This is a genomic window from Haloactinospora alba (genome assembly GCF_006717075.1).
Taxonomy (GTDB): Bacteria; Actinomycetota; Actinomycetes; order Streptosporangiales; family Streptosporangiaceae; genus Haloactinospora; species Haloactinospora alba.
Window position 1 is genome coordinate 113773 of record NZ_VFQC01000002.1, and the last position, 25936, is coordinate 139708.

A 25936-nucleotide genomic window follows, 5' to 3' on the forward strand; every position below is an offset into this window, starting at 1 on the left:
GGGGGCGGACCGGGAGCGGTCAGCGCGCGGTGAAACCGCCGTCCACGAGCAGGTCCGTGCCCGTGGTCCCTCCCGACTCGGTGCTCGTGAGCCACAGGCAGGCCGCGGCCACCTCCTCCGCTGTCACCAGGCGCCCGGTCGCGTGCTGGGTGGAGGAGGCGCGTTCGTACTCGGCCAAGGAGGAGCCGAGGCTTCGGGCCACCGCGGTGGTGCTCACCGCGTCCGTTCCGTCGCCGACGGCCACGGTGCTGGGGGAGACCGCGTTGACGCGTATGCCGGAGCGGCCGTACTCGAGTGCCAGTGCTTTCGTCAGCCCCACCACCGCGTGTTTGGCGGCGACGTAGTTGGAGTACAGCTCGAACGCGACCCTGCCGCCCGTCGAGGCGGTGTTCACGATCGTCCCGAACCGCTGGGCGGCCATGTGCGGCAGCACCGCCCGGCAGCACCGCCAGGTACCGTTGAGGTTGACGTCGATGACCAGGTTCCACTCGTCCTCGCTCAGCTCGTGGGAGGGGACACCGCCGGGAGCGAGCAGTCCCGCGTTGTTCACCAGCGCGTCTATCCGGCCGAACGTGTCCACGCCCGTGCGCACCGCGTCATCGACCGCCTCCCGGTCCCGCACGTCCGCGACCGCGGTCACCACCCTGCTGCCGTGCCGGCGGCACTCCTCAGCGGTCTCCTCCAGCTCCTTGCGGCCCGCCAGAGGGTAGGGACCCTCCGTGGCGCACCGGTCCACCAGCAGCAGGTCCGCGCCCTCACGGGCGAATAGCAGGGCGTGCGCGCGTCCCAGCGACCGCGCCGCTCCCGTGACCATCGCCGTCCGTCCGTCAAGCCGCATCACCGGCCCCCTTTCCTGTGTCACCGGTCAGCGCGGTCCCGGAACGCTCCGGTCGCGGCGTTCCGGGCACCGCGCGCAGGCGTGTGCCGATCCGTGCCAGGGCCCGGGTGAGCACATCGACGGACCGGCTGAGGTCCGCGATCGGTATGTGCTCGTCACTGGTGTGGTCAAGGTGCGCGTTACCGGGGCCGTAGGCGGCCATCGGAACGTGCCACGCGTCCACCGTGTTCATGTCGGAGGTCCCGGCCTTCAGCCGCAGCGCGGGGCTGCCGCCGGTCGCCGCGATCGCGGCGCGTAGTGCGCTGACCACCGGGTCGCCGCGGTTCCGGCGCACCGCGGGGACCCGTTCGTCGAACCAGACCCGCCCGTGCGCGCGGGCCCGCACGTGCGCCTCGAAACCGTCGAAGTCGAACTCGGGCGGGACCCGGCAGGTCAGGAACGCCTCCGCCCTGCTCAGGTCGCCTTCCAACCGCACCAGGGTTCCCGCGGCCGCATCGAAGGCGACCGGGTCCACGGCGCGCGACGCCGTCCGCAGGTACTCCTGCACCAGGCGGGAGAACGCGGCCGCCGACTCCACCGCTGTGGGTTCCGGGCTGCTCGTGTGCGACGGCGGCTTGCTGGTCTCGTAGCCGACCCCCACTCGGCCCTTGTAACCGAGGCAGACGCCGTCCCACCCGCTGGGCTCACCGATCACCACCGCGTCGGGGGCGGGAGTGTGCGCCAGCAGGTGTCCGGCGCCGCGCGATCCCGCGACCTCCTCGCACACCGCGCCGACGACGTGTGTCCGGACGCCGGCCACGCGCGCCGCGGCGCAGATCATGGCCGCCATCGGGCCTTTGGCGTCCACGGCCCCGCGGCCGTACTGCAGGTCGCCGACGCGGCACACCGGCACTCGGCCGGGGACGGTGTCGATGTGGCCGAGGAGCATCACCGTGGGCCCGCGGGCGGGTCCGGTCACGCCGTGCACGTTTCCCACCGCGTCCACGTGCGCCGTCATGCCCAGGCGCTCCATCTGCCCGGCCAGGAAGGTGGCGAGCCTGTTCTCCTGTCCGGACACCGACGGGATACGCAGCATCTCGCGCAGCAGCCAGGCTGGGTAGTCCGCGTCCCTCATATGTCCTCCCCGGGGGAGGTGGTGACCACTGTCCCCCCACCGTTCAGCGCGTCCCGCAGCGGGTGCGCGGAGTGCGCGGACGCGATGGCGACCCGGGGCACGTACCGCCGCGCGTCCAGGGCCGCACGCACCTTGTGCCGCATCCGCCCATCGGCCTCGTCCCGTTGGCCGTCGATCGCGCGCAGGAGCGAGGAGGGGTCGCCCGGGTCCCGCAGGACACCGGGCATGTCGGTCAGCAGCGCCAGGGAGGCGGCCGGCAGGGCCGAGGCGATCCGCGCCGCCACGTGGTCGGAGTCGACGTTGAGCGGAGCACCGTCCTCGCTGGCGGCGGGCGGGGACACGACCGGGACCATGTCCGCGGCGAGGAGCGCGCGCAACGCCTCCGGCCGCACCCCGGTGATCCGGCCGGATCGGTCGTCCCGGACCACGCGCACCCGCCCGTCCTCCACCGAGCGCAGCGCCCGTTTCCGTTCGGCCGTCACCATCGCCCCGTCGGCTCCGCACAGCCCCGCCGCGGTCACACCGCGCGCGCGCAGCCCCTCGACCAGAGCGGGTTTGACCCGCCCGAGCAGAGCCATGGCCACCACGTCGAGTGTCTCGGGATCGGTCCTGCGGCCGCGGGTGCCGTCCGGAGAGGTGAGGGTGCGGGCGGGCATCCCCAACCGCGCCGCGAGGCGGTCCACCTCCCCTCCTCCCCCGTGGACGAGGACCACACGCGCTCCCTCCTCCGTGAACGCGGCGACGTCGTCGAGTACCGCACCAGTGCGGACGGAACCGCCGACCTTGACCACATGTACGTCCGGAATCTCGCACCACTCCCTCAACCCGCGTGCAGCCCGGGGAACTCCAGCCCCGCCCGTTCCGCGATCCCCGACGCGGCGTTCAAGCTCTGCACGGCTCCCCCCGCCGCGCCTTTCATCAGGTTGTCCAGGGCGGCCACAGAGACGATCCGCGCGCCGTCCTCGTCCACGTCGAAGCCGAGGTCGGCGAAGTTGCTACCGGTCAGGAACTGCGGGTCGGGCAACCGGTGCGGTCCCGCCCGCCGCGCTACCAGGCGGATGAAGGGCTCCTCCGCGTAGCACGCGCGGTAGGCGTCCCACACCTCGGCGCGCGACACCGGACGCGGGGGACGCGCGTGGACCACGGCCTGCACACCACGCACGAGGGGCACGGCCGTCACCGTCATCCGGGTCCGTACGCCGCATATCCTCGCGATCTCGTCCGCGTGCCGGTGTCCGGCCGCGCGGTACACACGCAGGGCGTTCTGGCGTTCGGGATGGTGGGTCGCCGTCGTCGGCGCGGTTCCCGCGCCGCTGGACCCGGTGCGCGCGTCCACGAGCGCCTCTCCGTCCACCAGGCCCGCGGAGACCAGTGGCCGTAGCGCCAGCACCGCGGCTGTCGCCATGCAGCCGGGGACACTGATCCTGGTGGCGCCGGACAGGGCGGCGCGGTTCAGCTCGGGCATTCCCAGCGTGTAACCCGGTTCCGGAGCCGTCCGCGGGTCGCGACTGTCCGGACTGAGGTCGACCACGACGCGCGCTGCGCTGGTGAGCCGCTGGTGTACGCCGGCCAGCTCACCCGCCGGCACGGCGGCGAGGACGGCGTCGGCTGGTTCCAGCTGCTCCGGCGCGGTGAAACGCACCCCGGAATGGTGGTGCAGGTTCGGGTGCACAGCGCCCAGCGGCCTTCCCGCACAGCTCCGCGAGGTCGCCTGGACGAGCTCCAGCTCCGGGTGCCCCAGCACCAGCCGAACCAGTTCCCCGCCCACGTATCCGCGGGCTCCCACGACACTGACTCTCATCCCGGGGCTCCGCTGAGGACGTGGTCGGCGATGGTCTCGGCGATCGGCGCGTCCGTGTGGGCCGCGGAGAGCCCGTGGAACTCCACCGCTCCGTTGACTTCCAGCACCAGACGCTCTCCGGTGTCGGTCTCCAACAGGTCGACGCCGAGCACTCCGCCGCCCACCGCCGCGGCGGCGCGTTCGGCGAGGCTCGCCAACTCCGCGTCGAGCGCGTAAGCGCGGGCGCGAGCCCCGCGTCCCGTGTTCCGCACCCAGTGGCCGGACTCCCGGGTGATCGCGGCGACGGCGCTCCCGCCGACGACGAGGACGCGGAGGTCCCGGCCGTACCGGAACTCCTGGAGGAGACCGAGGCGCTGTGTGGGTGAGGCCAGCTGCCCGCGGAGCTCGAAGACCGCTTCGGCGGCGTCCCGGTCGCCGATCCTGGCGACCCCCCGACCCCAGGACCCGGTGGTCGGCTTGACCACGGCGGGGAATCCGATCTCCTCGGCCGCGTCGCCGCCGGCAGCGGGGTCGAGCGCGACCACGGTGTGCGGAACGGGGATTCCCGCCTGGTGCAGCGCGAGCGCCGTGGCGATCTTGTTATCGCAGCGCGCCAGGGTGTCCGGCGTGTTCAGCACCGGTGTGCCCACCGCCTCGCACCATCGGCTCACCTCCAGCCGCCGGCTGGCGGACAAGGCGCGGTTGACCACGGCGCGCCACGGTGGCGGAGGCCCGCCGACCCGGTAGACCAGGGAACGGTCGTCGACGTGATGGCATGGGACCGCTCTCCGCTGGAACGCGTCGAGGAGCATCCGCTCCTCGACCCGGATACGGGTGGCGACCAGCGCCACCGGTGCCGCCGCCCATGCCCCGGCGTCTCCGTCCCCGGTCACTCTCCCCAGTCCTCCTCGACCTCCGGAGCCAACGCGAGAACGGGCGGGTCCACCGCGACGACCTCCAGTTCGCTCGAACAGTCCTCGCACACCACGATCTCCGCGGCCATAGCCGTGTCCGGCAACGAGACCTGTCCCTGACATTCGGGGCATACCGTCACAAGTTGCCTCCTGCATATTTTGCGACTAGAGTCATTAATCTACATAGAAGCTAGCATAGATTTAGCCAAAACACTTCATGTGACGAGAGTGGAGACGTGACGGGCACCGCGGAGACAGAAATCCGGCGCACACACGCGATAACGACCGTCGAACTGCAGCGTTACAAGAACAACATCGCTCTGACAACACTACAAACCCTACACTTGGGCGCGCTGAATGTCTGGGGCAACAGTCTGCCGTCGGAGACCATGCCGCACGAGCAGATCACCGTAGACGGCGTCCCCTTCTCCGTGTCTCCCGCCACGGGCGAGGCACCGGACAACATCCGCTGCGCCGGGCAGTATCTGGAGCTTCCGGAGACAGCGGCGGACTGGCTGCACCTGCTGGCTACCTCAGAGCGCCGCTGCGAGGAGACGGTCCATATCCACTACTCCTCGGGGGCCGCCGACCGGGAACGGCTGCGTGTCTCGGACTTCCTCCCCGCGCGGTCGCACTTCGGTGAGCTCCTGGCCGCGCGGTCGCCGGCGATGCACTACCCCCACCACCGGCAGGACAACCTCAGCGGCCAGATCTGGGCGGTGCGCGTGCCGGTCACCAGGCGCGAGACGCTCCGCGGGTTCCGGCTGCCCGACAACCCGGCCATCCACATCTTCGCGCTGTCCACAGAGGAGGTGCGATGACCACGCTTCCCGCCGAGCCTTCCCTCCTTCCCGCCGAGCCGTCCCTCTCCTGGTACGACGACCTGTGTAGCTGCCTGCAGCTCGACATCGGCCACGTGCTGGAGCGCGCGGGATGGGACCCCGTGCAGGCGCTCGGCTCCAGCTGGCGCTTCCACCTCCCAGCGGGTCCGGTCGAACCGGTGGAGTACTTCCATCCCGCCGGGGAACGACTCCAGGACACCCTGTGCGGGGACCACCCCGTGCGGCTGCGGTGGCACCACCCCTCCAGCCCCGCGGAGGCGCACCGCGACCTCCGCACCGCCCTGGAGCGGGGAACACCGGCGATCGTCGCGGTCAACAACTTCCATCTCCCGTTCCGGCCCGCTTACCGCGACGTGCACGCCGCGCACCTGGTCATCGTCACGGGATACGACCCCGAGCACGACGTCTACCGGGTGATCGACCCGGTGCCGCCCTCGTTCTCCGGGAACCTGCCGCGTGCCGTGCTGCAGGAGGCGCGTGGCCGTATCAGCCTCGACGACGAGAGCGACCCGTTCTTCGCCGGCAGCAACCCCTCATGGCGCTGGCTGGAAGTCGGGGTGTCCGGGCCGCAGCCAGAGCCCGGACCCGAGTGGGTGTACGGAAGCATCCGCGCGAACACCACCGAGCAGCGTGCCCTCCGGCAGGGGCCGCAGGCCCTGTCGGACCTGCTGGAGGAGCTGCGGGCTCCGGACAACCACGAGCGGCCCCGAACACTGCGCGAGATCTACATCCTCGGCTGGCCCGCACAGGCCGAGGCCAGCCTGCACAGCGCGTTCCTCACCCGTGCCGCGCGCCGGCTGGGAGCCCCCGACCTGGCAGAGGCGGCCCACTCGGTCGACCGGGTGGCACACGCCTGGACCGGGTTCCGCGTGGCCGCCGCCCACGAGGCGACCAGTGACCGTCCGCACCACGACCGCGTCACGACACTGGGCCGACGCCTGCGCGGCACCTGGGAAGAGTGCCTGGAGCATCTGGAGCGCGTCGCCGGGAGAGCACGATGAGCGCGCTGGCGATGCTGGGCGGGGCGCGGGCGGTCCCCCGGGGGTCCGACGACGCCCCGTGGCCCGTGGTGACGTCCGGGGAGGAACAGGCCGTCCTGAGGGTACTGCGCAACGGCCGTCTGACCGCGACCGCGGCGGGAGAGACCGAGGTTCCCGCCCTGGAACAGGCCTGGGCGCAGCACGTCGGGGTGGCGCACTGTGCCGCGGTCGCCTCCGGCACAGCGGCCCTGCACGCCGCTCTCGCGGCGCTCGGCGTCGGCGCGGGGGACGAGGTCATCCTTCCCGCCCTGACCATGAACGCGACCGCCCACGCCGTCCGCCAGCGTGGTGCCGCACCGGTCTTCGCCGACATCGAGCCCGACACCCTCACCCTGGACCCGCGGAGCGTCCGCGCCGCCCTCACCCCGCGCAGCACGGCTCTGCTGCCGGTTCACCTCCACGGCCTGCCCGCCGACATGGACGGGCTGAACGCGGCCGCCCGAGAGCACCACCTTCCGGTGGTCGAGGACGCGGCCCAGGCACACGGCGCCTCCTACCGCGGAACCCCGGTGGGAGGAGTGGGAACGCTCGGCTGCTTCAGCCTGCACCCCAGCAAGAACCTCCCCAGCTGCGGGGAGGGCGGGCTCGTCACCACCGACTCCACCGAGCTGCACCGTGCCGTCACCACCGCGCGGAACTTCGGAGAGGCCCCGCCCACCCGAGTGCGCACCTACCTCACCCACCGGCCGGGAGGGAACGCGCGCCTGAGTCCCGTCCAGGCGGCCTTCGCCCGGTCCCAACTCGACCGGTTCCCCGACTACGCCGCGTCCCGGGAGCGGGCGGCCGCGGACCTGTGCGCGCGGCTCGCGCGCCTGCCCGGCCTGCGTGTGCCGCACGTCCCGCCGGACCGCACGCACGCGTGGCACATCATCCGCCTGCGCCTCGCCCCCGCGGAGCTGGGGATCGAGGACACGCACCCGGCGGCGGTGCGCGAGGCGTTCCACCGCGCCCTGCGCGCGGAGGGGGTGCCGGTCTCCCAGTACCAGACGGCCCCCCTTCCGGCGCACCCAGCGTTCCGCGCCCCGGACACCAGCGACGCGGAGCTCGCTGAGGCGTTCCCCGTCAGCTGCGCCGCCGTCGACGACTCGCTGTGCTTGCAGCGACGGCATCTCGGCCCGGACGCGGCCACGGTCCTCCCGGCCTACGCGGAGGCGTTCGAGAAGGTCTGGCACCACCGCGACCTGGTTCTTCGCATGGCTAGAGCACGGCCCCGGATCCGGGACTGGCGAGACGCGGTGAGGGGGCGGTGACGTGGATACCGACACCGCGGCGGTGGAGATCCGCCGCTCCATCATCCGCGCCGCGGGCGGCCCGAAGGGAGCGCACGTGGGGGGAAGCCTCTCCTGCGCTGACATCCTCGCCGTCCTGCACTTCGACGTCATGGGCGAACGCGACACCTTCATCCTCAGCAAGGGGCACGCGGCCCCCGCCCTCTACGCGACGCTCGCCGTACGAGGGCTGCTCGAAGCCGAGGAGCTGGACACCTACGCCCGCCCGGGAAGCCGGCTGTTCGGCCACCCTCGGCAGGGGATACCGGGGGTGGCGTTCCCCACCGGGTCGCTCGGCCACGGGCTCGGGTTAGCGATCGGTACCGCGCTCGGGGAGCGGCTGGACGGCGGAACCGGACGTGTCTACGTGCTGCTCGGGGACGGTGAGCTACAGGAGGGCAGCGTCTGGGAGGCCGCCATGTACGCCGGGACCCGCGGTCTGGACAACCTGGTCGCGGTGGTCGACCGCAACAGCCTGCAGATCACGGGCTCCACCGAGGAGCGCGCCGGACTGGAACCCCTGGCCGGGCGGTTCGCCGCCTTCGGCTGGGAGACACGCGACGTGGACGGGCACGACACGTGCGCCCTCAGCGCCGCCGCGCGCGGGCCCGCACAGCGGCGCCCCCTCGCCGTGATCGCCCGGACGGTGAAAGGCAGCGGTGTCCCCTTCCTGGAGGGCAAGACCTCCAGCCACTACGCCACCCTGCGCCCCGAGCTCGTGCGGCGGGCACTCACGGCCGTGGAAGCGAGGCGACCGACGTGACGACCACTCCCCCCGACCACGCCGCCCCCGGGACGGACCCGCGCGCGGCGTACCGGGACGCGCTCCTGCGGCTGGCCGAGCACGACGAGCGCGTGCTCTGTCTGGACTCGGACACCGGCGGGCTGGAGAACACGTTCGGCGCGCGCTTTCCCGACCGTTACCTGAACGTGGGGATCGCCGAGGCGAACATGCTCAGTGTCGCGTCCGGTCTGGCCGCCCGCGGCTACCGACCCTACGTGCACACCATGGCGACCTTCGCCACCACGCGCGCCGCGGAACAGCTCAAACTCGACGTCGTCGGCAACGCGCTCCCGGTGGGCGTCGTGGCGACGCACAGCGGGCTCTCCGCGACGCACCTCGGGACCACCCACTACGCCCTGGAGGATCTCGCCGTCGTCCGCGCGCTCGCCGAGATGACGGTCGTGGTACCGGCGAGTGGTGCCGAGGTCGGCCCCGCGCTGCACGCCGCCCACCGCCGGCCCGGCCCGACCTACCTGCGTCTGGGGCGGAGCGCCACGCCCGACATCCGGCCGGAGGATGCGGGGTTCGAGCTGGGAAGCGCGGCCACGCTGCGGTCCGGTACCGACGCCACCGTCATCGCCATGGGTCCGTACCCGGTGCTCATGGCCCTGGAAGCCGCACACGCGCTCGCCTGGGAGGGGGTGTCGTGCCGCGTGCTCCAGGTCCACACGCTGGTTCCCCTGGACACCGCGGCGGTGCTCGCGGCGGCGCGTACCACCGCGGGGATCGTCACCGTGGAGGAGCACCGCCCGCAGGGCGGACTGGGCGACGCGGTGGCCGCGACCGTCAGCGCGGAGCATCCCCTCCCCCACCGGCGCGTCGCTGTGACCGGCGAGGTCGGGGTCGTGGTGCAAGAACACCGCGAGGCGCTCGAAGCCGCTGATGTCAGCGCTGCGGCGATCCGTACGGCCGTAGCGCACGTAATCGAGACCGGAAGGGGGAATCGGCATGACTGGCCCACCCTGGGCTGACGCGGAGCGGGACTCCCGCGCCACCGCGGCGTGGATCGCCGGACTGTACGCTCACATCCTCGAAGTCGGGGACGTGAGCGCGGACAGCGACTTCTTCGTGCTCGGGGGGACGTCGCTGTTGGCGATGCGTCTCCTCGACACGATCGCCGAGACGACCGGGACCCGGATACCGGTCAGAGCCTTCTACCACGCGACACGCGTGTCCGAACTCGCCCGTGAAGTGGACGCCCGGCTACCGGACGCGACAAGAGGAGCGTGACGTGCGGATCTCCTGCCCCCCGTTCGATCCAGTGCACTGCGACGATCCCGACCTGCTCGACTCCGCCTTCTACGCGCACGGGGACCCGCACGCGCTGTGGGCGCGGCTACGCGCGGAGAACCCCGTCTACCGATGCGACCCCGGGGACGGACGGGAGCCGTTCTGGGTGGTCACACGGCACCAGGACGTCTCGCGCGTCCTGCGCGACTACGAGACGTTCTCCTCCCGGCGCGGGACGATGTTGTGCATCGTCGACCTCAGCATGCCCGACATCGCCTCCGACGACATGATGCCGGACACCGACCCGCCGCGGCACCGGCAGCTGCGGGAACCACTGAACCGGGCCCTGACCCCGCGTGCGGTCTCCGAACAGAAGGAGCCGATCCGGGAGATCGTCCGGTCCGTGCTCCGGCCGGCACTCGACGGGCGAACCATCGACATCGCCCAGGAGGCCCTGATGTTCCCGATGGCCTTCACCGGGACGCTCATGGGGCTCCCGCAGGAGCACTGGCCCCGCATGGCGGAGCTGACCACGAGGACGATCGCCTACGACGACCCGGACTACAGCACCGGCTCGCCCACCAGCACGGTCCGCCAGGCACACCACGAGCTGTTCGAGTTCTTCCGGGAGGAGATCTCCCGGCGCGTTCCCACTGACCCCGGAACGGACCTGATCGGCATCCTCCGCTCCATGGAGCTCGACGAGGGGCCGCTGAGCGAGCGCCAGCTCATCCTGAACTGCTACGCGCTGCTGCTCGGAGCCAACGTCACCACGCCCCACGCCCTGTCGACCATGGTCGCGCTGATGGGCGAGCACCCCGAGCAGTTCCGGATGGCGCGCGAGGATCCGGGACTGCGCGCAGGCTGCGTACGGGAGGTGCTCCGCTGGTCCTCACCCGCCAGCCACTTCATGCGGTACGCCACTCGGGACGTCGACCTGGGCGGAGGAACCATCCGGACGGACGAGCCGGTGAGCGTGTGGCTGGGTTCGGCCAACCGCGACGAACGCGCGTTCGACGACCCGTACCGGTTCGACATCACCCGGCACCCGAACCGGCACCTCGCCTTCGGCATCGGTCCGCACTACTGCATCGGCGCCGGCCTCGCGCAGCTGGGGCTGCGGGTCTTCCTCGACGAGCTGCTGGACCTCGTCGCCGAGGTCGAGCCCGCGGGCGAGGTCGCGCACCTCGCCTCCAACTTCGTCGCGGGTTACAAGAGCATGCCCGTGCGTCTCGTCCCACGGCACCGGAACGCACCGACGGTGGTGGGCTCCGAATGACCGCTCCCCGACACCCCGCCTCCCCCCGCGCAGGGGAGCCCTGGTTCGACCACCGCCTCCGGTTCCCCGCTGCCCGGTACAGCCTGTACTGTTTCCCGTTCGCCGGGGGATCGGCGAGCTACTACGCGGACTGGGCCGGTGCCATCGCCGACTCGACCGAACTGGTCCCGATCCAGCTCCCCGGACGCGGGACGCGCATGGCGGAACCGCCGGTGACCGACCTCGCCGCTGTCGCCGACGCGATCGCCGCGCGCATCGCGGCCGAGCGCACGGTTCCCCTGCTGTTCGGACACAGCATGGGAGCCATCATCGCCTTCGAGACGGCCCGGCGTCTGGAGTCCATGCGGCGCCCCGCCGCCTACCTCGTGGTGAGCGGGCGCCCCGCCCCGTCGAACGCCCGGCCGCGTACTCCCGTGAGCGCGCTTGCGCGCGAGGAGCTCGTCCGCGTGCTGCGCGCCTACGGCTCGGCCGCGGAGGAGGTCCTGGAGCATGAGGAACTGCTCGACCTGCTGTTACCCATGATCCGCGCCGACTTCGCCATGATCGAGCGGTACCGCTACCAGCCGGGTCCGCCTCTGAGCTGTCCGATCCAGGCGTGGTGCGGCGACCGTGACCCCGAGGTCGCGCCGGAGGCCATGCAGGGATGGGAGGAGGAGACCGCGGAGCGCTTCGACCTGTTCGTGCGTTCCGGGGGCCACTTCTTCCTCACCCAGCACCACGCGGAGGTCCTGCGTCGTCTCCGCCTCGGCGTCGCAGACTGGGAGAACGGTGCCGCCGATGCCCCATGCTGACCGCCCCCGGCTCCTCGTCCTGTGGAGTCCGCCGCGCTGCCGCTCCACCGCCTTCCTGCGGATGATGCGCGAACGGGGCGACTTCACCGTGGTGCACGAGCCGCTCTCGCACGTGCACGACTTCGGTGCGGCCGACGTCCACGGGACCCGGTGCACGAGCGGGGAAGCGGTGCTGGAGGCGTTGGACTCGCTGTCCCGGCGCACTCCGGTATTCGTCAAGGACACCACGGACTTCCCCTACCCGGAGGTCCACGCTGCCGAGTGGTTCCTGCGCTCCGCCACCCACACCTTCCTCATCCGGGAGCCCCGCGCGGCGATCGCCTCGCACTACCGGCTCAACCCCTCCCTAGGACGGGACGAGATCGGTTTCGCCCGGGTACGCCGGATACACGACGCCGTGACGGAGACGGGCGCCCGCCCCGTGGTCGTGGACGCGGACGAGCTCGTGGACCGCCCCCACGCCGTGGTCCGCGCCTACTGCGACTCGGTCGGCATCCCGTTCCTCCCCGCGGCGCTGTCGTGGCCGGCTACGACACTGCCGGAATGGCGCAGGACGCTACGGTGGCACACCGACGTCGCCGACAGCACCGGCTTCACGCGCGGCGAGGGCACACACGCCTCCATCACGGACCATCCGGTGCTGGGCCCCCACTACCGCTACCACCTCCCCCACTACCTGTGGCTCCGAGAACGGCGGATGCGGGTCTCCCCGGGGGGATGAGGGTCCGGACCCTCATCCCCCCGGGGAGACCGCGGCGGCGAGGTCGCGCACTGTCGGGTGCTCGTAGAGGAGCTCCACCGCCACGTCGCGCTGGAGCCGCTCACTGAGCTCCCCGGCCAACCGGACGGCCCGCACGGAGTCGCAGCCCAGGCTGAAGAACGAGACGTCCCTGCCGACCGGTTCCAGGTCCAGCACATCTCCCACAGCGCCGGCGACCAGTGTCTCGCCGCGTCCCCGCGGCGCGTCGTGGTCGGGCGACGTGTTCTCCCGGGAAGCCAGTACGGTCTCCGGGTCGACCGCACCAGCAGCGTCGCGCGGCAGCCGCGGCAGGAGGGTGATCTGGGCGAACACGCCGGAGGCGGAAAGCTCCGCCGCGACCGCGCGGCGCACCGTCTCCGGGTCGGCGCTCTCCTCCGGCACCACCGCGACGACGGTACTACCGCCCGCGAACTGGTCCGGGGCGAGCTCCGCCTTGACCCGCGCGTTCGCGGGATCGACCCCAGCCAACAGGTAGGGGGCGGGCTGGTGCAGGGCCTCCAGGAGGAGGGACAGGCCGTCGGCCGGTTCGAGCACCCGCAAGCCGCGCCGGCGGGCCGCGGCGACCAGCGGATTGCCGTCGTTCATCCCGGCGCCGTCCCACATGGTCCATGCCAGGCAGCGGACCGCGTGCCCGCGCGCGGCCCACCGGTGCGCGAACGCGTCGAGCCCCGCGTTCGCCGCCGCGTACGCGCCGAACCCGCTCCCGCCGAGGAAGCCGTTCACGGAGGAGAAGAGCACCACGGCGGTGTCCGGCCGCTCGTCCAACAGCCCTTCGATCGCGGCGCCGCCGTCCAGCTTGGGGCGGAGCATGTGCCTCAGCCAGGACGGTGTCTCCCGAGTGAGGTCATGGGCGGACAGGTCCCGCCACTGGGGGGACACCGGAGAGCCGGCGAGGTGCGCTACCAGGTCGATCCCCCGCCCCCAGGCGCGTTCCGCCGCGGTGACCGCGGCGGCGAGGCCGTCGCGGTCAGCCACGTCGACCGGGGCGTAGCGGACCTCCCCGAGCTGACGCAGTTCCGCGAGCGCGGCGCCGGCCTCGGGGGTGAGCCGTTCCTCGGGAGTACGGCCCACGATCAGGATCCGCGCGTTGGCGCCCACCAGGAGCTGCTCGGCGACGTGCCGGCCCAGCCCGCCGAGCCCCCCGGTGAGCAGGACCGCCCCCTCGCGGGGGAGGAACGTGGTGGGGACGTCGACGCGTTCGCCGCGCCGCACCGTGCGCAGCCGCGGCGCGTATCCCGCCCCGCCGCGGACCCCGACGACCTCGCCGCCGTAGCGGGTGCCGGCGAGCTCCGCCAGCTCCGGCCCCCCGGCCTCAGGAGGGGCGTCGGTCAGTCGGGGAGCCGTGAGCAGACCCTCCGCCGCCGCGGTCCGGACCATCCCGACCAGTGCCGCCCGTTCCGGCTGGACCGGGTCCGCGGGTCGCACCCCGGTGGCCTCCTGGGTGAGGACGGTGAGCTCGGCCTCCGGCGCTGCGCGCGCCATGGCCGAGAGCGCGGCCAGGAACCGCGCCGGCGCGTCCGGGTTCCGGCCCCCGTCCGCCGGCCCGGTCTCCAGCGCGTAGACGATACGCTCCGGTCTCCCCCGGTGGGCGACGAGGTGGGCGAGCGCGCGCTCGTGCTGCTCCGGATCGAGCGGGTCGATCACGACATGGTCGGCGGCGCGGACCTCGAACCGCTCGCCGGGAGTGACACAGCCGACGGCACCCGCCGCGCGCCGCGGCCACGTGGCAGCGGCCGGAGCGTACAGCACCGTGGGCCGGTCCGCCGTGGGGGACGTACCGGCCTCCTCGCGGGGCAGCCACACCGGCTCCAGGAAACAGTCCACCTCGTCGGTGCCGCGTTCCGGGCCGCCTCCGTACCTGCGGTGGTCGAACCGCCCCTCGGCCAGCGCCGCCGCCAGGCGTTCCCGCTGCACCTTCCCGCCCGCGGCCCGGGGGAACTCCGCCTCGTTCACGGGGACGATGGACTCGGGGTGCAGGGCGATGTCCCGAGTGAGCGCAGCCCGGATGCCGGTAACGGTGCCGTCCAGGTCGCCGAGGGCCTCCGCCGTGGGCACGAAGAACACGTGCAGGGAGTCGGTGCCCGTCTCCTGGTCCTGCACCCCGCAGGCGGCGGTGCAGGCGGGCCGGACTCCGGGCACCTGTTCCACGACCGACTCCACCTCGTGGGCGGGGTAGTTGGCCCCGTTGACGACCAGCATGTGCTTCTGCCGCCCGGTGAGGGTCAACCGCCCGTCCCTGAGGAACCCGAGGTCCCCCGTGTCGAACCACCCGTCGTCGGTGAAGCCGGCGGCGTTGGCGGCCGCGTTGTGGAGGTAGCCCGCCATGATCGTGGTGCCGGAGACGTGCACCCTCCCCACACGCCCCTCCGGCAGGAGCTCTCCCGCCTCGTCGACGACACGCAGTGCCACCCCCGCCACCGGCGCGCCCACCTCGGTCAGGGTGAGCGCCCCCCGCGTCTCGGGAGCCACCTCGACGAGCTGGCCGTCGAGCGAGGAGGAGTCGAGCGTGACCGTGCCGACGGCGGGATCGCGCAGGTCCAGTCGCGCGTAGGTCACCCCGGAGGAGGTCTCCGACATGCCCCAGCAGGGGACCATCGCGTCGGGCGGAAGCCCGTGCGGCGCCAGTGTCCGCAGGAACTGGAACGCGGTGCGCGACACCACGGCCTCGCCGGCGTTGCAGATGTTGCGCAGGCAGGACAGGTCCCAGTGGCCGGAGGCGATCTCCGCGCGGTGCTTGGTGAGGAGCGCGAAGGCGAAGTTCGGCGCCCACGTGGTGGTGACGCGGAACCGGTCGATCCAGTCCAGCCAGTTCAGCGGGCGGCGGACCACCGCGTCCGTGGGCGCGTTGACGTGCTCGCACCCCAGGAAGACGTCCCGTACGTTGAACATCACCATGCCGCCGACGTGGTCGAGGGGCATCCAGTTGAGCGACACCTCGTCCCGGGTGAACCCGTTGGCGGCGATGGCCGCGTGGGTGCGGGCGGTGATGGAGCGGTGCGTGTGGTGCACGCATTTGGGAGTACCAGTGCTTCCCGACGTCAGCAGGTTGACGAGGGGATGGTCGGGGTCCGGCAGGAACGGCTGCGCGGGTTCCGCCTCCGTCACGTCCGCGACGGAGACGGCGCGCAGCTGGGCGCCGTCGTCCCACCGGTCGCGTGCTTCCGCGACCCGGTCGCGCACCCCGGTGTCGGTGAGGACCAGCGGACGCCCCAGCAGCCTCCACGCCGCGTGGAACTTGCGCACGGCGGCGTTGTCCGTCCGGTACTCGGGAGCGGTCGCCACGGGCGTCGGCACGAACCCGCCCAGGACGCACGCCCAGAAGCCGGTCACGAAGGCGCGGTTGTCCGCGCACTGCAGCAGGACGGGGTCGCCGGCGCGTGTCCCCGTCCGCCGCAGTCCCGTGAGAACGCGCAGCGCCTCGTCGCGGAGCGCGGCGTAGGTCTGCCGCCGCACGCTCCCGTCAGCGCGGACGTAGGTGGTGCCGCGTTCCGGAGCACGGGCGGCCGTCGTCAGCAGCGCCTCCGTGACCGTCGTCGGGGCGTCGGCTCCGGGGTCCGGGTCGGGCCCCCGGACCAGCGCCGGACGCGCTCCGGGCACCGGTGTTCCTGCGGCGGGTTCCGCCCCCGCCCCGGCGTACGGGTCCGTTCCCGGACGCAGCTGCCGGTCGAGGACGGCGGCTGCGGCGTGGACCCCGTCGACCGCTTCCGCGGTCCGGCTGATCCGTGCGAGGTCTGCGCTGTCGGTCATGTGCTCCCTCGTTCATCCGGTGCGGAGGACTCTCGCCAGGGTCCGCGCGGTGTCCTCGGATACGTCGTTGATGAAGTAGTGACCGCCGTCCACGACCACGTCCGCGCTTCCGGCCGAGGTGTGCTCCCGCCACGGCGCGACCGCCTCGGCGTCCACGACGTGGTCGGCGTCTCCGCGCAGCGTCGTCACGGGGCAGGGCAACCGGGGGCGGGAACGGTGCCGGTAGCCCTCCCACAGGGCGAAATCGGCCCGCAGGAGGGGCAGCAGGAACTCGATGAGGCCGGGGGCGTCCACGAGCGCCTCGGGGAGGCCGCCGCGCCCCTGGACCGCCTCGCGTAGCTCCTCGTCCGGCAAGCGGTGCAGCGGGGCCTCCGGTCCGGGCAGGTGCGGCGCGGGTTGGGCGGCGGCGACCAGGTGGCGCGGCCACGTCCCGAACCGCTCTCCCATGTGGTGCGCGACCTCGTAGGCGAGCAGAGCACCGGCGCAGTGCCCGTAGAAGGCGAGGGGCAGCGCGCGGTAGGGGCGCAGCGCTATGGCGCAGGCGCGCGCGAGAACGCCGATGTCTGCGGGGAACGGTTCCCGCGAGCGGTCCTCCCGACCCGGCGGCTGGATCGCGAGCACCTCGACTGTGTCGGGAAGGAGCGCGGGCAGAGGGTGGAACAGCGACGCGCCTCCGCCCGCGTAGGGGAAACAGACCAGGCGCAGGGCGGGGTCGGCACGCGCGCACCTTCTGACCCAGGGGGACTCCGCGGCGAAACGCCCCCCGCCCCGCGCCGTGTCACGGGTATCAGCCATGGCCACCACCAGGTCTCCCTTCGGGCCCGGACACCCGAGCGCACCAGCCGGCTGCTCAGGTGTCCCGCGATCCGGAGTCCAGCGTCTCGGCGAGCTCGCCGAGCTCCGCATCGGTACGGTTCTCCACGAGCTCCAGCGCTTCGGTGAGGGCGTCGCGGTGGTCCCGCTCGCGCGCCACCTCCTGGTCCACCAGTTCCGCGAGCCCCGCCACCGTCGGGGTCACGAAGAACTCCGCGATCGGCACCTCCACCCCGAACACCGACTTGACCCGCGCGGCGATGCGGATCGCCTGCAGGCTCGTGCCGCCGGCGGCGAAGAAGTTGACGTGATTGCCGACACGCGCCCCCAGCAACGGAGCGAAGACCTCGCCACGCACCCTGCGCTGCGTGGGGGTGCTGTTCTCGTCCTCCTCGTCACCCTCCTCCTCGACCGCGACGAACTCCACGGCGGGAAGGGCGCGCCGGTCGACCTTGCCGCTCTGGGTCAGCGGCACCTCGTCCAGCGGGACGAGCACACTGGGCACCATCGGAGGGGGCAGGCGGGCGCTCAACGCGTTGCGCACCGTGTCGAGCTGGAGTTCCGCACCGTCCTCCGGGACCACGTAGGCGACGAGGAGCGTGCCGCGGTCCGGGTCGACCGCGACGTCAGCCACCGGGCGGGCCACGCCGGGAACCGCCTGCAGGGCCGCCTCCACCTCGCCCAGCTCGATCCGCACCCCCCGAACCTTGACCTGGCGGTCGACCCGTCCGAGGAACTCCAGGTCGCCGTCGTCGTTCCAGGACGCCAGGTCCCCGGTCATGTACATCCGCGATCCCGGCGGGCCGTACGGATCGGGGCGGAACCGGTCGGCGGTCAGCCCCGGCTGTCCCAGGTAGCCCCGTCCGACGCCGAGCCCGGAAACCGCCAGCTCCCCCCGCGCGGCGGGGGGAAGGAGTCCCAGATCCTCGTCAACGACGTAGGCGCGGTGCTGTGCCATCGCCCGGCCGATCGGCGGGGACTCCGACCATGTGCCCGCGCACTCCTTGGCGATCACCGTCACGGTCGTCTCCGTCGGGCCGTAGCCGTTGTAGAAGTGGCACTGGCGGGCCCACCGGGTCGTCAGCGCGCCGCTGAACGCCTCCCCTCCGACGAAGGCCACCCGGAGGTCGGCGTAGTTCTCCGGCTCCAGCAGCTCCATGACAGCGGGTGGCAGGTCGATGACCGTGATGCGCCTCTCGGCCAGGATCGCGTCGAGCGCGGCCGCGGAACGGCGCTCGTCCTCGTCGACGACGTAGAGGAGGGCTCCGGACAGCAGCGCTCCGAACGTCTCGAACACGGACACGTCGAATCCGGGCGAGGCGAACTGCACGATCCGGTCCTGGGAGCCGAGCGCGAACATCTCCTGCACGGTCCTGATGAAGTTGGTGACGTTGCGGTGCTCGACGAGCACGCCCTTGGGACGCCCGGTCGAGCCCGAGGTGTATATGGCGTAGGCGAGGGAGTCCGGGAAGCTCGCCGCTGGCGGCGGTGTCTCCGGCAGGCCGCGTGTGTCGGCCTCGGCGTCGACGGTGATCGGTCCCGCACCGAGGCGGGGCGCTGTCTCCGCGGAGGTGAGGACCACGCGGGCGCCGCAGTCGCCGATGATTGCCTGGACCTGCTCGTCGGGCTGGGTGAGGTCGATGGGCACATAGGCGGCGCCGGACTTGAGTACGCCCAGTATCCCCGCCACCAAGAGGGGCCCGCGTTCGAGCAGGACGGGGACGAGCGTCTCCGGGCCCGCTCCCGCGCGGCTGAGGCCGTGGGCGATCCGGTTGGCCCACGCGTCCAGCTCGGCGTAGGTGATCTCGCCGTGCCGCCACGCGACGGCGGTACGGTCCGCGTGCTGCCGGGCGGCGCGTTCGAACAGGTGGTGCACGCTCCCCTCGGGTGGGTCTCCGATGCGGGGGTTCCAGTCCTGGAGAATGGCGGTGCGTTCCTCGGCGGTGGCGAACGGAAGCGCGGTCAGCGGCTGGTCCGGACGCGCGCACGCGCCGTCGAGGAAGTCGAGGTAGCGGCGCGCCAGCCGGTCGGCGGTCGCCTCCCGGTAGAGGGCGGTGGCGTACCGCACGGTGACGACCGGCTCCGCCGTGTCCAGGGTGGTCTCCAGTGCCAGCTCGAAGGTGCCGATACCGGTGTCGACCCGTTCTCCGGTGATGCGGAGCTCGTCCGCCCAGTGGGGGCCGGCGCCGGGCTCAGGAGCGTCGAACCCGAGCTGGACGAGGGGGAGCCGACCGGGGTCGGGATCGATGTCGAGCCGGTCGAGGATGCGTTTGAAGGGCAGTGTCCCGTGCTCCTCGGACGCTGTCCTGCGCGCGTGCACGGCGCGCACCAGGTCGGCGAACGGGGCCGCGGGGTCGACCTCCAGGCGCAGGGGCAGGAGGTTGCCGTAGTCCCCCAGAAGGGCGTCGGGGGAGAACGGTCCGGGCACATCGTGCGGCAGTCCGACGGTCAGGTCCAGAGCCGCGGTCTGCCGGGAGAGCACGGCGAGGTAGGCGGCCAGCAGCACGTCGTCCGCCGGCACGTCCAGCCGCTCGGCGAGCGCCCGCGCCCGCGCGGCGGCGCCCCTCGGCACCGGACGGCTGACGGACTCGCTGGACAGGTTCAGCACACGCGGACGCGGCAGGTCCGGGGGAAGCTCGGTGTTCTCCCACCCGGAGAGCGCTCGGCTCCAGAACTCCTCGGCGTGTTCCGCCTCAGCGCTTCGGCTCCACTCCCGCTGCCATACCGCGTACTCGGCGAAGGGGGTGGCAGCGCTGTGGAACCCTGGTTCCGTCCCGGCGCGGCGTGCCGCGTAGGCGGCCGCGATGTCCGCGCACAGCACGTCGTGGGAGCGCCGTCCCATCGCCAGGTAGTGCGTAGCGACGATGAGCGTGTGCTCCTCGGGCGACCACCGCACCAGCCGGAACCGGACCATGGGCTCGGCGTTGACGTCGAAGCCGCGGCGCAGTTCCTCCCGCACGATCTCCTCGTGGACCCGCGGAGGATCCTGCCCGTGGGCGTCCTCCGGAACCAGCCGCGTCTCGCGCTCGGGCTGCACCACCTGTTCCCCGGTCTCCTTCTCGTGGGGGAAGAGGGAGCGCAGGATGGGGTGGCGCGCGACGAGGTCAGTAACCGCACCCTCCAGTGCCACCGTGTCGAGCGGGCCGGTGAGGGTGAGGGCGAACCCCAGGCCGTAGGCGGTCCCGCTCGGGGCGACACGGTCGAACAGCCACAGCTGCTCCTGGCGGAACGACAGGGGAGCGGACCGGTTCCCGGGGGTGACTCTGTCCAGTTGCGCGAGGAACGCGTCCCGGTCCGTCTCGGGCAGACGGCGAAGCCTGCGAAGTAACTCGCTCTGATGTTCCATACTACCGCCCCAATCACTGTTAAATACTATATAGTATTCATTGTCACGACACAGCAATAATCTACAAGAGTCTTCAGCGGCGAGCGCGAGCGAGGATCGCGGACATGGACTTCGACACCCCCGAATCGACGACACGCTTCGCGCGCGAAGTGCGCGGGATCCTCTCCGATCCGCACACGCGCCGGCTCGTCCGCGCGGTCCACGAGAGGGACGACGGCATGGACGGCGATGCGCGCGACCTCTACCGCCATCTGGGCCGGTCCGGCATCCTCGCCCCGTCCTGGCCGGCCGAGTTCGGCGGACGGGACGCCGACTTCACCGCCACCGTGGCGCTTCTCGAGGAGATGGTGCGCCACGGCATACCGCAAAGTCTTTACTACATATCGGTGCAGATCATCGGCTCGCTGATCCTCCAGGCAGGGAGTGAGGAGCAGAAGCGCCGTCTCCTCCCCCAGCTGGCCGGGGGCGAGCTGACGGCGTGCGTCCTGTTCACCGAGCCCGAGCACGGATCGGACCTGGCCGGGATCACCACACACGCTGTCCCGGACGACGACGGGACGGGGTGGACCATCAACGGGCGCAAGACCTACAACCTCAAGAGCGCCTACGCGGACGTGGCCCTGTGCGCGGTGCGCACCGACGAGAGGCAGAGCCGCTACGAAGGGCTCACGCTCTTCCTCCTGCCGCTAGGGGATCCCGGTGTCTCCGTTCGGCCGCTTCCCAGCCTCTCCGACGAGCAGTTCCACGACATCGGCCTCTCGGGGGTACGGGCCGGACCGGAGGCGGTGGTCGGGGGTGTGGGATCCGGATGGCCGCTGATCACCCGGATGTTCGCCGCCGAGCGCAACGGGCTGGACTACTACGCGCGCGCCCGCCACTGGCTCGAGCTCGCCAGTGAACGTATCGACCGGGACGGCAGGACCCCCAGTGAGACCGAGCTGGGCGAACTCGCCCGGCTGCGGGCCAAGCTGGAGGCGAGCCGACTCCTGGCATGCCGCACACTGCAGAGCCTCCACTCCGGGGAGTCCGACATCGCCCAGGCCTCGCTGGCCAAGTGGCACTGCAGCGAAACAGCACAGGAGATCGCCTGGTGGGTGTTCGAGACGCTGGGCCCGCAGGTGCTGGACCCCGACGCGGACCCCGGCACACTCACGCTGGAGGCGGCCTATCGGGAAGCTCCCGGGCTGACGGTCTCGGGAGGCGCCTCCGAGGTTCTGCTCGACATCGTCACCGGCGCACGGCTGCTCGACGACGTACCGCGGGAAGGCTGAGGCATGGACCAGAGCATCGATCCGCTACAGACCCGGATCGCCGACGCGCTCACGACCGTACTGACCCGCACCGGGGACCTGGACGCCGAGCTGGCCGCGATCGGGGTGCCGGGTATGGGCGCCCCGGAGTCCGTGGGCGGGCTCGGCCTCGGACTCAGCGCCGACACCATGGTGAACCTCGGCCTGGGCCGCGGACTGGAGCCGCAGGCGTCGTACCGGGAGACCGCACTGGTGTTGGACCTCCTGGCGGGGAGTGAGGTGCCGCGCTCCCGGCTGGCCGCGCTGCTGCGCGGGGAGCAGCACGCCGCCACGGTCGGGGTCCACACCACAGCCGACCTGCGAGTGGACGACAGCGGACGGGCGTGGGGCGAGAGTGAGCACCTGCCCGCCGGCCGGTTCGGGCTGGCCCTGATCCGGGCGATGGAACAACACGGAAACAGCGGCTGGTACCTCGTCGTTCCGCAGGAGTCCACCTGCGAGACCGAGTCCGGAACGCGGCTGGGGCTGTCCACGGTGCGGCTCCGGTTCACCGGCGCACCAGCCGAGGCGCTGCGGCTGTCCGAGCCGCACACGCGTTGGGCCCTGGACGCCGCCCGGGTTCGGCAGGCCGCGCTGCTGCTCGGTGTCGCCGACCGCGCCCTGGAGTTGGCCCGCACCCATGTCAACCAGCGGCGCCAGTTCGGCAAGCCGCTGGTGGAGCTGCAAACCGTCGCGCACGAGCTCGCCCGCCTCATCGGCGCGGCGGACGGATGGCGGCTGCTGCTGCACCAGACCGCCTGGCGATGCGACCGCGGCCGCGCTGAAGCGGCCGAGCCCTCGCGACTGTTGGCGGCCGCGTCGGAGCACGCCCTCGCGTGTGCCCGGACGTCCCTCCACCTGCATGGTGTGCGGGGGATGCTGGCGCACTCCACCCCCGCGGCCGCGTTCCGTGTCGCGTCGGTCGAGGCCACTCGCCTGGACACTCCGGCGAACCTGTGGAACGCGGCCGGAGCGGCACGGGGAGACGCCGCGGACTCCTGACCCGTCCGGGGGGCTCCCCGCGGTGGCGCGGGGAGCCCCCCGGACGGGGACGCCGGTTGTCACACTCCGGTGAGGTCACTCCGCAGCACGTTCCGCAGCGCCTCCGGCGCCCGCAGGAACGTATGGTGTGTGCCCTCCAGCAGACGCTCGCCGACGTCCCCCCATTCCGCCCAGCCCCGCGTGAGTGCGGGCGGGATCTCCGCGTCGTCGCGCCACCCGAGGACCGTCAACGGGAACGGGACCCGAGCGGGCTGCTCCCTGCGGTACCGCCGGTTGGTCTCCAGGTCGGCCTGGAGCACCTCCATGACCAGATCGACCATGTCGCCGGAGGGCTCGTGCGCTCCCATGCTCGCGAGCAGGTCCAGCAGCTCCGCGCGCAGCTCCGCCGGCGCCAGGCCGAGGAAACGTCCGTACGGCCCGTCCTGCGGAGCGACCTGGGAGGAGACGAAGCACCGGTCCGGCGGGCGCGGTCCGTGCTCCGCGGCCCACAGCGCCGTCTCGAAGGCGGGAAGGGCCCCGCCGCAGTGCCCGAACACTCCGTAGGGCCGGTCCAGATACTCCCCGGCATCAGCGACGAAGGAGGCGGCGAGCCTCTCGTAGGTGCCGAAGTGGGGCTCCGCCATCCTGTTCTCCCGCCACGGCGGTTGCACCGCCAGGAGCTCCACCGGCCCGAGCCAGGCCGGCCAGTGGCGGAACATCGAGGCGCCGCACCCCGAGTAGGGGAAGCACAGCAGCCGGAACTCGGCGTCGGGAGACGGCTCCCGGAGGAACCACTTCTGGGGTGCCACGGTGGGACTGCTCCTTCCGGCACGGGGTCACGGTTTCCGGGCCAGGAGGGCCCCGTTCGCGCCAGCGGCCCGGAACCGCACCACGCGCACGGACACGAAACCCGCGTCCCGCAGCCAGGAGGCGTACTCCGCGGCGGTGTAGTTGCGGCCCCGTGTTCCGACCAGCATGTTCATGCTCATCAGAGCCGCGTCCAACGGACCGTCCTTGGTGTCCTCGACGAGGAGCTCGCTGATCGCGACGCGTCCACCGCTGGGCAGCGCGCGGAAGCACTTGGCGAGGATCGCGCGGCCGTCCTCCTCAGCCCAGTCGTGGAGGACCATCGACAGCAGGGCCAGGTCGTGTCCGCCCGGCAGCTCGCCGTCGGCGAAGAAGTCCCCCGGACACGGTGTGATCCGGTCGTCCATCCCCGCATCACGGATACGCGTCGTGGCGAGCTGGCACACGTGCGGCAGGTCGTAGACCGTGGCCCGCAGCTCCGGGAACCGGCGGCACAGCTCGATGGTGAACCCTGCGGCGCCTCCGCCGACGTCCAGGAGCCGTTCGCTGGAGCCGATCCCGACCTCCGTGGCGAACACGTTCCCGGTGAGGGCGGACATCTGGTCCATCCCCTCCCAGAAGAGCTCCGGGCGGTTGCTCGTATCGAAGATCCCCCTGTCCGGCTCCGGTATCCGCCGGCTCGGCCGGTCGCTGCGCACCGCCTCGGTGATCCCCATCCAGCCGGGGTAGGCATAGTCCCGCAGCATGCGAATGTAGTCCCCGATGTAGTACGGGCGCCCCCGTACCAGGTAGTGCTCCGCGACCGGGGCCGGAACGAAGCGCTCTCCCTCCCGCTCCAGCAGCCCCAGGGCGGCGCAGGCGGTGAGGAGCATCTCGGCGGGACGCTCGGGTATACCCAGCGCTGCGGCCACGCCGTCCGGGGTCTCCCCTTCCCGGCGGGACAGGACGGTGAACAGCTCCAGGCTCTCCGCGGCGACGAGGGTCTGCGAAGCCCACAGTCCCGACGTGATGTCGAGGAGGGGCCGAACGTCGGGCGCCGCACCCGTCGGTGCGACGGCGGAGGCGGGGTCAGCGGGCCTCTCCATCTATGCGTCCCCTCCCGGTGCCGCCGCCGCGGTGTCCGCGAAGCTCACCCGTATCTCTTCGAACATCGTGTGCCGCCCGTTCTCGAAGACACACCGGGGTTCGGTGACGAGGCGGTACACCGGGTGCCGCGCGAGCTCCTCCAGAACACAGGTGAACTCCAGTCGGGCGACATGGGCGCCGAGACAGCGGTGGATCCCGTGTCCGAGGCTCAGGTGCTTGTGGGAGTTGCCCCGGTCGAGCCGGAACTCCTCCGGGTCGGGGAACACCTCGGGGTCGCGGTTGGCCGCGTCGAACAGCAGCACCACCCGGGAGTGGGCGGGGATGGTGACCCCGCGGAGCGTCACGTCGCGGGTCGTGACCCGGGTGAACCGGTCCGTGGGGCTCCACCGGCGCAGGGTCTCCTCGGCTGCCACCGGCATCAGTTCGGGCTCCTCGCGCAGACGGCGCTGAGTGTCGGGGGAACGCGCGAGGTGCCACAGCATCCGGCTGAGCGTGTTCATCGTGTTGTCGTGTCCGGCCACGCAGTAGGAGACGACGATCGAGTAGAGCAGCTCCTCGGATATCGGCTCCCCATCGACCTCGGCCCGAGCCAGCCATGCCAGGTAGGAGTCCTCGGAGGACGCGCGCGCCTTCTGGATCTCGGAGGAGAGCAGCTCGCGGTACTGGGGCCAGAAGCCGCTCGAGTCGTCCTCCCGGGACAGCAGCAGCCACATGTTGCGAGTCAGCTCCCGGATCTCCCGCTGGGCATCCTCCGACAGCCCGATGGTCGCCCCCAGGGTGCGGATGGCGAACGGGCGGGCCAGCTCCGCGACGACATCGCCGTGGCCCCGCTCGGCGAGGGGGGAGACGAGCTCGGCGGCGAGCTCCCGGAACGACGGTTCCAGCCTGCGCACCGCCTCCTTGCCCACCGGTGGTGCCATGAGCCTCCGGATGTCCGAGTGCTCCGGCGGGTCGTAGTCGATGGGGGAGAACATCGGCATGCCCTTGGCGCGCGGGAAGTGCACGCCCGCACCCGAGCTGAAGGTCTCGTGGTCCCGCAGCACGGCCTGCACGTCCTCGTAGCGGGACACGATCCACATGCCCCCGTGCGCCGGAGAGTAGGCGACCGGGTTCCGCTCCCGCATCTCGCGGTTCACGACCTCCGCCACGTCCGGGGTGTAGGCGGGGTCGTGGAAGTCGAACGCGTTCGTGAGGCGATGTATCGAATCCTGCCTGGATTCCGTCATT

Annotated in this window: 23 protein-coding genes; 11 read left to right on the plus strand and 12 right to left on the minus strand. The window is 72.2% G+C overall.

Annotated elements, in window-relative coordinates:
* Positions 1 to 19: 19 nt before the first annotated feature.
* The 6 genes from FHX37_RS18100 to lysW are packed head-to-tail and all read right to left on the minus strand — an operon-like array spanning position 20 to position 4786.
* A complete protein-coding gene (locus FHX37_RS18100; protein ID WP_141925426.1) occupies positions 20 to 838 on the minus strand; it encodes an SDR family oxidoreductase in 819 nt (272 codons plus the stop codon).
* Positions 828 to 1952, minus strand: a complete 1125-nt coding sequence (locus tag FHX37_RS18105) for a M20/M25/M40 family metallo-hydrolase (protein ID WP_141925427.1) — start codon at positions 1950 to 1952, stop codon at positions 828 to 830. Before FHX37_RS18105 ends, FHX37_RS18100 begins: the two co-directional genes overlap by 11 nt.
* Positions 1949 to 2743: a [LysW]-aminoadipate kinase gene (locus tag FHX37_RS18110; protein ID WP_246062428.1), complete on the minus strand. Its 795-nt coding sequence runs from the start codon at positions 2741 to 2743 to the stop codon at positions 1949 to 1951. Before FHX37_RS18110 ends, FHX37_RS18105 begins: the two co-directional genes overlap by 4 nt.
* 29 nt (positions 2744 to 2772) lie before the next feature.
* On the minus strand, positions 2773 to 3753 hold the full coding sequence (gene argC, locus FHX37_RS18115; protein ID WP_141925429.1) for an N-acetyl-gamma-glutamyl-phosphate reductase: 981 nt from the start codon (positions 3751 to 3753) through the stop codon (positions 2773 to 2775).
* On the minus strand, positions 3750 to 4625 hold the full coding sequence (locus FHX37_RS18120) for a RimK family alpha-L-glutamate ligase (RefSeq protein WP_246062429.1): 876 nt from the start codon (positions 4623 to 4625) through the stop codon (positions 3750 to 3752). The genes argC and FHX37_RS18120 overlap by 4 nt, the downstream gene beginning before the upstream one ends.
* A complete protein-coding gene (gene lysW / locus FHX37_RS23295; RefSeq protein ID WP_211351948.1) occupies positions 4622 to 4786 on the minus strand; it encodes a lysine biosynthesis protein LysW in 165 nt (54 codons plus the stop codon). The genes FHX37_RS18120 and lysW overlap by 4 nt, the downstream gene beginning before the upstream one ends.
* A gap of 204 nt (positions 4787 to 4990) precedes the next feature.
* Between lysW and FHX37_RS18125 the strand changes: the two genes are divergently transcribed.
* The 9 genes from FHX37_RS18125 to FHX37_RS18165 are packed head-to-tail and all read left to right on the plus strand — an operon-like array spanning position 4991 to position 12601.
* A complete protein-coding gene (locus tag FHX37_RS18125) occupies positions 4991 to 5467 on the plus strand; it encodes a hypothetical protein (RefSeq protein WP_246062431.1) in 477 nt (158 codons plus the stop codon).
* Positions 5464 to 6489, plus strand: a complete 1026-nt coding sequence (locus tag FHX37_RS18130) for a BtrH N-terminal domain-containing protein (RefSeq protein WP_141925431.1) — start codon at positions 5464 to 5466, stop codon at positions 6487 to 6489. Before FHX37_RS18125 ends, FHX37_RS18130 begins: the two co-directional genes overlap by 4 nt.
* Positions 6486 to 7778 carry a DegT/DnrJ/EryC1/StrS family aminotransferase gene (locus FHX37_RS18135; RefSeq protein WP_141925432.1) on the plus strand — a complete coding sequence of 431 codons (1293 nt, stop codon included), beginning with the start codon at positions 6486 to 6488 and terminating at the stop codon, positions 7776 to 7778. The genes FHX37_RS18130 and FHX37_RS18135 overlap by 4 nt, the downstream gene beginning before the upstream one ends.
* Before the next feature lies 1 nt (position 7779).
* Positions 7780 to 8559 carry a transketolase gene (locus FHX37_RS18140; RefSeq protein WP_141925433.1) on the plus strand — a complete coding sequence of 260 codons (780 nt, stop codon included), beginning with the start codon at positions 7780 to 7782 and terminating at the stop codon, positions 8557 to 8559.
* Positions 8556 to 9551: a transketolase family protein gene (locus FHX37_RS18145; protein ID WP_141925434.1), complete on the plus strand. Its 996-nt coding sequence runs from the start codon at positions 8556 to 8558 to the stop codon at positions 9549 to 9551. The genes FHX37_RS18140 and FHX37_RS18145 overlap by 4 nt, the downstream gene beginning before the upstream one ends.
* Positions 9529 to 9810, plus strand: a complete 282-nt coding sequence (locus FHX37_RS18150) for a phosphopantetheine-binding protein (protein ID WP_141925435.1) — start codon at positions 9529 to 9531, stop codon at positions 9808 to 9810. The genes FHX37_RS18145 and FHX37_RS18150 overlap by 23 nt, the downstream gene beginning before the upstream one ends.
* A gap of 1 nt (position 9811) precedes the next feature.
* Complete coding sequence (locus FHX37_RS18155) at positions 9812 to 11089, plus strand: cytochrome P450 (RefSeq protein ID WP_141925436.1); 1278 nt, start codon at positions 9812 to 9814, stop codon at positions 11087 to 11089.
* A complete protein-coding gene (locus FHX37_RS18160) occupies positions 11086 to 11880 on the plus strand; it encodes a thioesterase II family protein (protein WP_141925437.1) in 795 nt (264 codons plus the stop codon). The genes FHX37_RS18155 and FHX37_RS18160 overlap by 4 nt, the downstream gene beginning before the upstream one ends.
* Positions 11867 to 12601 carry a sulfotransferase-like domain-containing protein gene (locus tag FHX37_RS18165; RefSeq protein ID WP_141925438.1) on the plus strand — a complete coding sequence of 245 codons (735 nt, stop codon included), beginning with the start codon at positions 11867 to 11869 and terminating at the stop codon, positions 12599 to 12601. The genes FHX37_RS18160 and FHX37_RS18165 overlap by 14 nt, the downstream gene beginning before the upstream one ends.
* Positions 12602 to 12613: 12 nt before the next feature.
* Here FHX37_RS18165 and FHX37_RS18170 read toward each other — a convergent pair whose 3' ends face one another.
* From FHX37_RS18170 to FHX37_RS18180, 3 genes are read right to left on the minus strand one after another with little or no spacing between them, the layout of a single operon-like run.
* Complete coding sequence (locus FHX37_RS18170) at positions 12614 to 16387, minus strand: SDR family NAD(P)-dependent oxidoreductase (protein WP_141925439.1); 3774 nt, start codon at positions 16385 to 16387, stop codon at positions 12614 to 12616.
* Between the two features lie 12 nt (positions 16388 to 16399).
* The gene (locus FHX37_RS18175; RefSeq protein WP_141925440.1) at positions 16400 to 17182 is read right to left on the minus strand and encodes a thioesterase II family protein; all 783 of its coding nucleotides are present in this window, start codon (positions 17180 to 17182) and stop codon (positions 16400 to 16402) included.
* A gap of 55 nt (positions 17183 to 17237) precedes the next feature.
* Complete coding sequence (locus tag FHX37_RS18180) at positions 17238 to 20546, minus strand: non-ribosomal peptide synthetase (protein WP_141925441.1); 3309 nt, start codon at positions 20544 to 20546, stop codon at positions 17238 to 17240.
* 104 nt (positions 20547 to 20650) lie between these two features.
* Here FHX37_RS18180 and FHX37_RS18185 point away from each other — a divergent pair, with 104 nt between their 5' ends.
* Positions 20651 to 21817: an acyl-CoA dehydrogenase family protein gene (locus FHX37_RS18185; protein WP_141925442.1), complete on the plus strand. Its 1167-nt coding sequence runs from the start codon at positions 20651 to 20653 to the stop codon at positions 21815 to 21817.
* A 3-nt stretch (positions 21818 to 21820) separates the two neighbouring features.
* A complete protein-coding gene (locus tag FHX37_RS18190) occupies positions 21821 to 22837 on the plus strand; it encodes an acyl-CoA dehydrogenase (RefSeq protein ID WP_141925443.1) in 1017 nt (338 codons plus the stop codon).
* A 59-nt stretch (positions 22838 to 22896) separates the two neighbouring features.
* On the opposite strand, the gene FHX37_RS18195 is transcribed toward FHX37_RS18190, so the two are convergent.
* Genes FHX37_RS18195 through FHX37_RS18205 form a run of 3 tightly spaced genes read right to left on the minus strand, consistent with a single transcriptional unit; the run spans position 22897 to position 25935 of the window.
* Complete coding sequence (locus FHX37_RS18195; RefSeq protein ID WP_141925444.1) at positions 22897 to 23625, minus strand: thioesterase II family protein; 729 nt, start codon at positions 23623 to 23625, stop codon at positions 22897 to 22899.
* A 27-nt stretch (positions 23626 to 23652) separates the two neighbouring features.
* Positions 23653 to 24708: a methyltransferase gene (locus FHX37_RS18200; protein WP_141925445.1), complete on the minus strand. Its 1056-nt coding sequence runs from the start codon at positions 24706 to 24708 to the stop codon at positions 23653 to 23655.
* Positions 24709 to 25935 (minus strand): cytochrome P450, encoded by a 1227-nt coding sequence (locus tag FHX37_RS18205; protein WP_141925446.1) that lies wholly within the window; start codon positions 25933 to 25935, stop codon positions 24709 to 24711.
* Position 25936: the final 1 nt, after the last annotated feature.